Origin of the sequence: Streptomyces sp. NPDC021562 (genome assembly GCF_040640875.1) — a bacterium.
GTDB lineage: Bacteria > Actinomycetota > Actinomycetes > Streptomycetales > Streptomycetaceae > Streptomyces.
On record NZ_JBFACN010000060.1, the window covers coordinates 1 to 9,990 of the forward strand.

A 9,990-nucleotide genomic window follows, 5' to 3' on the forward strand; every position below is an offset into this window, starting at 1 on the left:
TCTCGCTATCGCCACCAGACTATTATGTTTTTATGAGTTGTTCTCTCAAAACTAAATCCTATAGGAAGAAAAACACAAGAACCAAGTAATCTTTTTAGTTAAGTCCTCGATCTATTAGTATTTGTCAGCTCCACGTGTCACCACGCTTCCACCTCAAACCTATCAACCTGATCATCTTTCAGGGATCTTACTAGCTTACGCTATGGGAAATCTCATCTCGAGGGGGGCTTCATGCTTAGATGCTTTCAGCACTTATCCCTTCCGCACATAGCTACCCAGCTATGCCTTTGGCAAGACAACTGGTACACCAGCGGTGCGTCCATCCCGGTCCTCTCGTACTAAGGACAGCTCCTCTCAAATTTCCTACGCCCACGACGGATAGGGACCGAACTGTCTCACGACGTTCTGAACCCAGCTCGCGTACCGCTTTAATGGGCGAACAGCCCAACCCTTGGGACCGACTACAGCCCCAGGATGCGATGAGCCGACATCGAGGTGCCAAACCTCCCCGTCGATGTGGACTCTTGGGGGAGATAAGCCTGTTATCCCCGGGGTAGCTTTTATCCGTTGAGCGATGGCCCTTCCATGCGGAACCACCGGATCACTAAGCCCGACTTTCGTCCCTGCTCGACTTGTAGGTCTCGCAGTCAAGCTCCCTTGTGCCTTTACACTCTACGAATGATTTCCAACCATTCTGAGGGAACCTTTGGGCGCCTCCGTTACTTTTTAGGAGGCGACCGCCCCAGTCAAACTGCCCACCTGACACTGTCTCCCACCCCGATAAGGGGTGCGGGTTAGAATGTCAATACAGCCAGGGTAGTATCCCACCAATGCCTCCACCGAAGCTGGCGCTCCGGCTTCCAAGGCTCCTACCTATCCTGTACAAGCTGTACCAAAATTCAATATCAGGCTACAGTAAAGCTCCACGGGGTCTTTCCGTCCTGTCGCGGGTAACCTGCATCTTCACAGGTACTATAATTTCACCGAGTCTCTCGTTGAGACAGTGCCCAGATCGTTACACCTTTCGTGCGGGTCGGAACTTACCCGACAAGGAATTTCGCTACCTTAGGACCGTTATAGTTACGGCCGCCGTTTACTGGGGCTTCAATTCAGAGCTTCGCGCGAACGCTAACCCCTCCTCTTAACCTTCCAGCACCGGGCAGGTGTCAGCCCCTATACTTCGCCTTACGGCTTCGCAGAGACCTGTGTTTTTGCTAAACAGTCGCCTGGGCCTATTCACTGCGGCTCTCTCGGGCTTGCACCCAAAAGAGCACCCCTTCTCCCGAAGTTACGGGGTCATTTTGCCGAGTTCCTTAACGAGAGTTCTCTCGCTCACCTTAGGATTCTCTCCTCGCCTACCTGTGTCGGTTTGCGGTACGGGCACCTTGAATCTCGCTAGAGGCTTTTCTTGGCAGTGTGGAATCAGGAACTTCGGTACTATATTTCCCTCGCCGTCACAGCTCCGCCTTCACGGTAATGGGATTTGCCTCATTACCAGCCTAACTGCTTGGACGTGCTAATCCAACAGCACGCTTACCCTATCCTCCTGCGTCCCCCCATCGCTCAAACGATTCATAAGGTGGTACAGGAATATCAACCTGTTGTCCATCGCCTACGCTCTTCAGCCTCGGCTTAGGTCCCGACTAACCCTGAGTGGACGAGCCTTCCTCAGGAAACCTTAGGCATTCGGTGGATGAGATTCTCACTCATCTTTCGCTACTCATACCGGCATTCTCACTTCTAAGCGCTCCACCAGTCCTTACGGTCTAGCTTCAACGCCCTTAGAACGCTCTCCTACCACTGACATCATAGATGTCAATCCACAGCTTCGGTGATACGTTTAGCCCCGGTACATTTTCGGCGCAGAGTCACTCGACCAGTGAGCTATTACGCACTCTTTAAATGGTGGCTGCTTCTAAGCCAACATCCTGGTTGTCTAAGCAACTCCACATCCTTTTCCACTTAACGTATACTTTGGGACCTTAGCTGGTGGTCTGGGCTGTTTCCCTCTTGACTACGGATCTTATCACTCGCAGTCTGACTCCCAAGGATAAGTATTTGGCATTCGGAGTTTGTCTGAATTCGGTAACCCGATGGGGGCCCCTAGTCCAAACAGTGCTCTACCTCCAATACTCTTACCTTGAGGCTAGCCCTAAAGCTATTTCGGAGAGAACCAGCTATCTCCAAGTTCGATTGGAATTTCTCCGCTACCCACACCTCATCCCCGCACTTTTCAACGTGCGTGGGTTCGGGCCTCCATCCAGTGTTACCTGGACTTCACCCTGGACATGGGTAGATCACCTGGTTTCGGGTCTACGACCACATACTCTATCGCCCTATTCAGACTCGCTTTCGCTGCGGCTCCGTCTCTTCAACTTAACCTTGCATGTAATCGTAACTCGCCGGTTCATTCTACAAAAGGCACGCTATCACCCATTAATGGGCTCTAACTACTTGTAGGCACACGGTTTCAGGATCTATTTCACTCCCCTTCCGGGGTGCTTTTCACCTTTCCCTCACGGTACTGGTTCACTATCGGTCACTAGGGAGTATTTAGCCTTGGGAGATGGTCCTCCCTGCTTCCGACGGGATTTCTCGTGTCCCGCCGTACTCAGGATCCACTCAGGAGGGAACGAAGTTTCGACTACAGGGTTTTTACCTTCTGTGACTGGCCTTTCCAGACCTATTCATCTACCCCGTTCCTTTGTAACTCCATGTAGAGTGTCCTACAACCCCAAGAGGCAAGCCTCTTGGTTTGGGCTAATCCCGTTTCGCTCGCCGCTACTAAGGGAATCGCGTTTGCTTTCTCTTCCTCCGGGTACTTAGATGTTTCAGTTCCCCGGGTCTGCCTTCAGTTACTCTATGTATTCAAGTAACGATACTATCCCATTACGGATAGTGGGTTTCCCCATTCGGAAATCTCCGGATCAAAGCTTACTTACAGCTCCCCGAAGCATATCGGTGTTAGTCCCGTCCTTCATCGGCTCCTAGTGCCAAGGCATCCACCGTGCGCCCTTTCTAACTTAACTTGATTTGGCTAAAGATGTTACTCTTTACCCTAATTCTTCTATTTACATAGAGAATCTAAGATGGCGATTACTCGGTTTTATCTTGGTTTTTCTTCTATATGATTTAGTTTTCAAAGAACAATTTTATATCATGAGGAATTGCTCCCTCAAAACTGAACAACAAACTATCAACAATCTATGAATGGAATAAATCCATTTTTCCTTAGAAAGGAGGTGATCCAGCCGCACCTTCCGATACGGCTACCTTGTTACGACTTCACCCCAATCATCTATCCCACCTTAGGCGGCTGGCTCCCAGAAGGGTTACCCCACCGACTTCGGGTGTTACAAACTCTCGTGGTGTGACGGGCGGTGTGTACAAGGCCCGGGAACGTATTCACCGCGGCATGCTGATCCGCGATTACTAGCGATTCCAGCTTCATGTAGGCGAGTTGCAGCCTACAATCCGAACTGAGAATGGTTTTATGGGATTGGCTCGACCTCGCGGTTTTGCTGCCCTTTGTACCATCCATTGTAGCACGTGTGTAGCCCAGGTCATAAGGGGCATGATGATTTGACGTCATCCCCACCTTCCTCCGGTTTGTCACCGGCAGTCACCTTAGAGTGCCCAACTAAATGCTGGCAACTAAGATCAAGGGTTGCGCTCGTTGCGGGACTTAACCCAACATCTCACGACACGAGCTGACGACAACCATGCACCACCTGTCATCCTGTCCCCCGAAGGGGAACGTCCTATCTCTAGGATTGTCAGGAGATGTCAAGACCTGGTAAGGTTCTTCGCGTTGCTTCGAATTAAACCACATGCTCCACCGCTTGTGCGGGCCCCCGTCAATTCCTTTGAGTTTCAGCCTTGCGGCCGTACTCCCCAGGCGGAGTGCTTAATGCGTTTGCTGCAGCACTAAAGGGCGGAAACCCTCTAACACTTAGCACTCATCGTTTACGGCGTGGACTACCAGGGTATCTAATCCTGTTTGCTCCCCACGCTTTCGCGCCTCAGCGTCAGTTACAGACCAAAGAGTCGCCTTCGCCACTGGTGTTCCTCCACATCTCTACGCATTTCACCGCTACACGTGGAATTCCACTCTTCTCTTCTGCACTCAAGTCCCCCAGTTTCCAATGACCCTCCACGGTTGAGCCGTGGGCTTTCACATCAGACTTAAAGGACCGCCTGCGCGCGCTTTACGCCCAATAATTCCGGACAACGCTTGCCACCTACGTATTACCGCGGCTGCTGGCACGTAGTTAGCCGTGGCTTTCTGGTTAGGTACCGTCAAGGTACGAGCAGTTACTCTCGTACTTGTTCTTCCCTAACAACAGAGTTTTACGATCCGAAAACCTTCATCACTCACGCGGCGTTGCTCCGTCAGACTTTCGTCCATTGCGGAAGATTCCCTACTGCTGCCTCCCGTAGGAGTCTGGGCCGTGTCTCAGTCCCAGTGTGGCCGATCACCCTCTCAGGTCGGCTACGCATCGTCGCCTTGGTGAGCCGTTACCTCACCAACTAGCTAATGCGCCGCGGGCCCATCTGTAAGTGACAGCGTAAACCGTCTTTCAGCTTTCCTACATGAGTAGGAAAGGATTATCCGGTATTAGCTCCGGTTTCCCGAAGTTATCCCAGTCTTACAGGCAGGTTGCCCACGTGTTACTCACCCGTCCGCCGCTAACTTAAAAAGCAAGCTTTTTAAGTCCGCTCGACTTGCATGTATTAGGCACGCCGCCAGCGTTCGTCCTGAGCCAGGATCAAACTCTCCGATAAAGAGTAAGATTAGCTCATTGCTAAACTCTAGCTTTTGTTACTTGTTTTGTTTCTATAACGAAAGTTATAAAAACGATTATTGTTGACGTTTGTTTGTTCAGTTTTCAAAGAGCAATTTAATGTTGCTGTTAGGAGCAACTTTTATATAATAACACAGCATTTCACCGTGGTCAACTTCTACGAACAAACTTTTTTAAAAAAAGAAAGAATGTTTTTTTCGAATTAGCGACATCTACTAATATACCATTCGCATTCGTGGAAGTCAACTTCTTTTTAGAGGTTTCTACTAGTTGAAATGTTTTTCTATTCTACATAATAAACTCTCTTACAGCAATAGATAGTTCAACGTTAATAATTCCGATAAAAAAGAACAAGAACCAATATGGTTTTTGTTCTTTTAATTTAATATCATTTTTCCCCTGCGATCATTTAGTTCCTGCATTATTGCTTCTTTCTTTGAATTCCATAAATCTAAAGCATCATCTTCATTCATGTATTTACTAAAAGTTTTTAAAGCTTCCGGTTTCATCATCCAGTCTGTTAAAAATTCTACTCTTTTGATTTTACGTTTTGGTATATGACTGTTAACAAAATCTTGAATGGCATCATCTGAAGGATTTATCTCAATAATGTTTTTATCTATCTCATTCTTTAATTTGTACGTGATAAACCCTATTGGATTTTCTATTTTATGATCATCTCTAATTGACTCCATCACTTGAATTACATTTCTTTTCCCATAATTCAACCAACTTTGTATAGTTTTATTCGGAACTTTAACTCCTAAATCACTCGCCAAACTTTTAATATCTTTAATATCGTCTTTAGAAACAACAAAAAGATCATTTTCAAGTTCTTCTGTATCTAACACTGCATTTTGACTGGAATGAGATATCGGAATAGGTAAAGGTTGAATAATAGAATCTTTGGTTTTTATAAAGAATTTAATTTCTTTAACTGCCCTTCCTTGTTTTATCTCTTGAAATTCAAATGTGATATCTGATTTTTTATTTATCTGTTTTTGAGAAGGGAGTATTACACGCTGTTTAAAGTTTCCGTAAGCAGGATATATACTTGTTGCGCCCAACTTATGTCTTAGGTCCTCCATAGTGAGGGTTCTTTCTTGTAGACGTTCATATTGCTTAAGCAGTTCATATATCCTTATAGAATAATGCCCCTTTAGTTTACTTACGTTTTTTAAATGATACGATGTAAATTCCTTTTTCAACTCTAATAAATAAGGGGTAAGAAACTTATGTAGTGTAAGCTCGATTGTCCCCTTTTTATAGTTATAATCAGCTTGGGATAACCATTGAACTTGTACTAATCTTTCTTCGAATCTTATTTCATAAATTTTAGCTAACATATTCCTCGTAATTTCTTCTAGTTCCTTATACCTTGTATTACTGTTTCCGCCAATCAATTTTATGAAATCTTTGATTGTGAAAGTGTAAGATTGAAATTCCTTATCATTTGGTTGAACTAAACTAATAAGGGTTAAGATGATTTTTTGTTCTATCTCGTTTAATTTATATGCTGCTTCAATAAGCTGATTTGATTTCGTAATTAAGTTGTCTGCACTTATCTTGGATCCCATATTAAAACTCCTTTTTATTGATCATTCTAAAATATAACAAAAAACACAAATGAGAGTCTACTTGTGTTATATTTCAGAAAATTTAAAACACACACTCGATAAACGAAGTTTTTATTTTTTTAAAATATTCTTAATTACCAAAATAATAAAAAAACAAGTTTTTACAAATCTCTCTTGTTTTGATTGTTTTATCAATTATTTGTTTTAATTGTTTTAATTGTTTTAATTGTTTTAGGAGGTAAAAAACCCTTATGTATCAAGGGTTTGAGGGACCTAACTATAACAAAAACTGAGTGAACTATAACAAAAACTGAGTGAACTATAACAAAAACTGAGTGAACTATAACAAAAACTGAGTCACAACTATAACAAAAACTGAGTGAACTATAACAAAAACTGAGTGAACTATAACAAAAACTGAGTGAACTATAACACCTAATTTTTAGGTGTTATAGTTCACTTTTTTAGAGGATTTTCAATTAATTTCCTAGAAAGTATAAAAAAAGAAAGAAAAGAAGAAAGGAAGAAAGGAAGAAAAGAACGTTGGAAGAAGGAGGGATCATTTTTGGCGATTACAATTACTATGGGGATACAAAAAGGTGGTTGTGGAAAATCAACTACTGCAGGCATACTATCATATTTACTAAGTAGAGATGGTTATAAGGTGTTGGCAATCGATCTGGATTCTCAAGGGAACTTAACAGAACTATTATCTAATCAACCTTCCAATGAATTCATTGGAAAATCAGTACTAGAAGCTATGCAGAAACAAGATGTAAAAAAGTATATTCTACCTATAGAGAAAAATTTAGATTTGTTGCCTGCTACAAATTTTTTAGCTACATTCCCCAGGTGGATATATACCGGAAAGACTTATAAAGGCGATACAATTCCTTTTAAAGGAACTCCTAGTTTAATTCTAGATAAAAGTTTAGATGGAATCAGAAATGAGTATGATTTCATTATTATTGATACGCCACCTTCTTTATCAGAACAAACAACTAATGCCCTATGTGCTAGTGAGTATGTAGTGGTATTATTCGAGTGCTCTAACTGGTGCTATTCAGCAATACCTAACTTTATGGAGTCTGTCACAAGTGCTAAAAATCATGGTAATAGAAATACTGAAGTAATAGGGATTCTAAGAACATTGAATGACTTAAGAAGAAGTGATGCTAAGGCCTTTAATGAAATGATCACAGAGGATTACCCTGATGAAGTTTTTAAAACGGTTATTACTAGAAGAGCTCCTATTGGTCGTTTAGCCTTATATGGGTTTAATAAAAACTCAGAATTAAAGCAGGCTTTACTACAATATGAAGAATTTTATAAGGAGTTGATTAAACGTGTCCAAAGTAAACGATATAAAAAATATGAAACGTCTTCAGAAACAGATTACTCCTTCCCAGGCTCTCGCTGAAGAGATTAGTGAGGAAAAAGCTTCTACACTACAACTGATAAGAAAACGAGTCTCATTCGATTTACGAACAGACTTACATAAAGAGTTAAAAATGCAATCTTTATTACAAGAAAAAAACATCTATATATTAATTGAAGAAGCATTAGAGGACTATTTAAATAATATCGGTAAATAATTTGATGCATCCAAACTTGGGTACGTAAAATTATTTTTAATAGTAGTTAACATAATGCGTCTTATCCCAAGCAGCACCCCAAACAAAAGACGGAATCCGGCCATATTCGGGCAAATTCTGTCTTTTTCCCTTCGGGAAATAATCAAAAATGAAGACTATAATTCAAAAACACTATCTCTTTATTTCTTCTATTTCCTCCTGGATCCTATTCCATTATCTATTTGACATTCCAAACATTTTTGAAGCATGGACAATGCTTATAATGCTGTATGGAGTATCTATATGTCTATTTTCTTTGCTTATCTATCCTTTTAAAAAAAGAGCATAAGGAAACCTGATATCACCTTCTGATAAAAGGTGATGAATAGTCGGTGCCTATTAGGTTTCAAGGAGTTTAAATTGATATCACTTTTTGGCTCGGGAGATATAGTGTAGATATACCGTAATATCTCTAGAGATATAGTTGTATTCCAAAATTTTCATTGGATTTTTCCTGTCTTTGCACAAACAACGCTAAAAGATTTTTTTCTTTTAGCGTTGTTTCGAGTTGTGATATGGATACATTAGAACGATATATTTGCGCTTTATTGTCCAATTCTTTTCATCCTTTTTAAAAAGAAATATCTAATATCAGTTTTAAAATATAAAAAACGAATAGAATTTCCATTGTCGAACGTCTTTAGGCTTTTATATTCGATCTATAATACTGTCCTTTTTCTAAAAACGAACTTAACTAAGGGAAGTACCTAAAATCAGCTAAAATAGCCCCTGAAACGTTCTAAATCTGAATTCACTTTAAGCTTACCCATCGGTTGATGTTAACTTTAAAAAGACAATTAAATACTAAACAACCTATCCTAGTGTATCGTTAATAAAAGTTTTTTGTATTGCTTCTTCTAGTTCGAATTGTTCCATCCTGGATTTTGCATATCTTTTAGTAACATTTATATCTTTATGTCCAGCAAGTTTCGAGACAACTTCTAAGCCTATTCCTTTATCTATAAGCTTTTGACAAAAAGTATGTCTTAATTTATGCGGATGAACATTATACTTTTTCAACATATATTGAATCGATCTTTCTGTTAATCGTTCATTAGATTTTGAAGTAAATAAAGCATCCTCACTATAAAAAGAGTCACAGTATTTAAGAAGATATTTCTTAGCTTCTTCCGATAATGGAATATACCTTTCTTCACCAGTTAACCCATTTCTAACGGTTAATTGCCTTTTTCTAATATCAATATTCGACTTATTTAGAGAACATAATTCCGAAACTCTAATACCTGTATGAAGTAATAAGTAAACAATAGCTATATTTCTTTCGTGACCATCATTTTTCACTTCTTGAAGTAATTGATTGTATTCATAAGGAGTTAGTATTTCCAATTCTCCCTTTTTTTCTATAGGCATAACTTTAATATCTAAAGTTATTTCTGGACGTTTCAAGAACTTAGCAAACGTTCTAATAGAGCCAAGTATTTTATCGATAGTTATTGGACTTTTGCGCTGTTGCTCTAAAAAAGAGAGATAATCTTGAACATCTTTTTGAGATATATTCTCTAAATAAGTAGGATATTTGTAGAGCCAGTCTTGAAATTTTTTCATTTCACGTTGATAAGTAGTGACTGTATTAACAGATTTCCCTTCTGTTTCAAGCCAGTCTGCAAATTGACTAATAACATTAGATTTTTGCACTTTATCACCCCTAAATCCAGACTTGGTACTTACTTAATATCTTAATTCATAAGAGGAAAGAAGTAAACTTCCACGATAAAATCAAAAAAAAGGATAGTAGTCTAATGACTACTATCCTTTTCGGTGCCTGGCGACGTCCTACTCTCACAGGGGGAGAGCCCCCAACTACCATCGGCGCTGAGAAGCTTAACTTCCGTGTTCGGTATGGGAACGGGTGTGACCTTCTCGCTATCGCCACCAGACTATTATGTTTTTATGAGTTGTTCTCTCAAAACTAAATCCTATAGGAAGAAAAACACAAGAACCAAGTAATCTTTT

The 9,990-nt window shown here is 40.9% G+C and carries 3 protein-coding genes and 3 rRNA genes; 1 reads left to right on the forward strand and 5 read right to left on the reverse strand.

The window, feature by feature from the left end; translation table 11 throughout:
• Positions 1-94 precede the first annotated feature (94 nt).
• From AB0G52_RS40555 to AB0G52_RS40565, 3 genes are all read right to left on the reverse strand, one after another.
• Positions 95-3,029 (reverse strand): 23S ribosomal RNA (locus AB0G52_RS40555).
• A gap of 206 nt (positions 3,030-3,235) precedes the next feature.
• A 16S ribosomal RNA gene (locus tag AB0G52_RS40560) occupies positions 3,236-4,785 on the reverse strand.
• Together the 16S and 23S rRNA genes form the textbook arrangement of a ribosomal RNA operon.
• 397 nt (positions 4,786-5,182) lie before the next feature.
• Positions 5,183-6,382, reverse strand: coding sequence for a replication initiation protein (locus AB0G52_RS40565; RefSeq protein WP_160555784.1), 1,200 nt, complete (start codon positions 6,380-6,382; stop codon positions 5,183-5,185).
• A gap of 565 nt (positions 6,383-6,947) precedes the next feature.
• On the opposite strand from AB0G52_RS40565, the gene AB0G52_RS40570 reads away from it, so the two are divergent.
• Positions 6,948-7,802, forward strand: coding sequence for a ParA family protein (locus AB0G52_RS40570; protein WP_160555785.1), 855 nt, complete (start codon positions 6,948-6,950; stop codon positions 7,800-7,802).
• Between the two features lie 1,027 nt (positions 7,803-8,829).
• Here the strand turns inward: AB0G52_RS40570 and AB0G52_RS40575 are convergent.
• Positions 8,830-9,672: a tyrosine-type recombinase/integrase gene (locus AB0G52_RS40575; protein ID WP_202389403.1), complete on the reverse strand. Its 843-nt coding sequence runs from the start codon at positions 9,670-9,672 to the stop codon at positions 8,830-8,832.
• A gap of 125 nt (positions 9,673-9,797) precedes the next feature.
• Positions 9,798-9,914: ribosomal RNA gene (gene rrf, locus AB0G52_RS40580) — 5S ribosomal RNA — on the reverse strand.
• Positions 9,915-9,990: the final 76 nt, after the last annotated feature.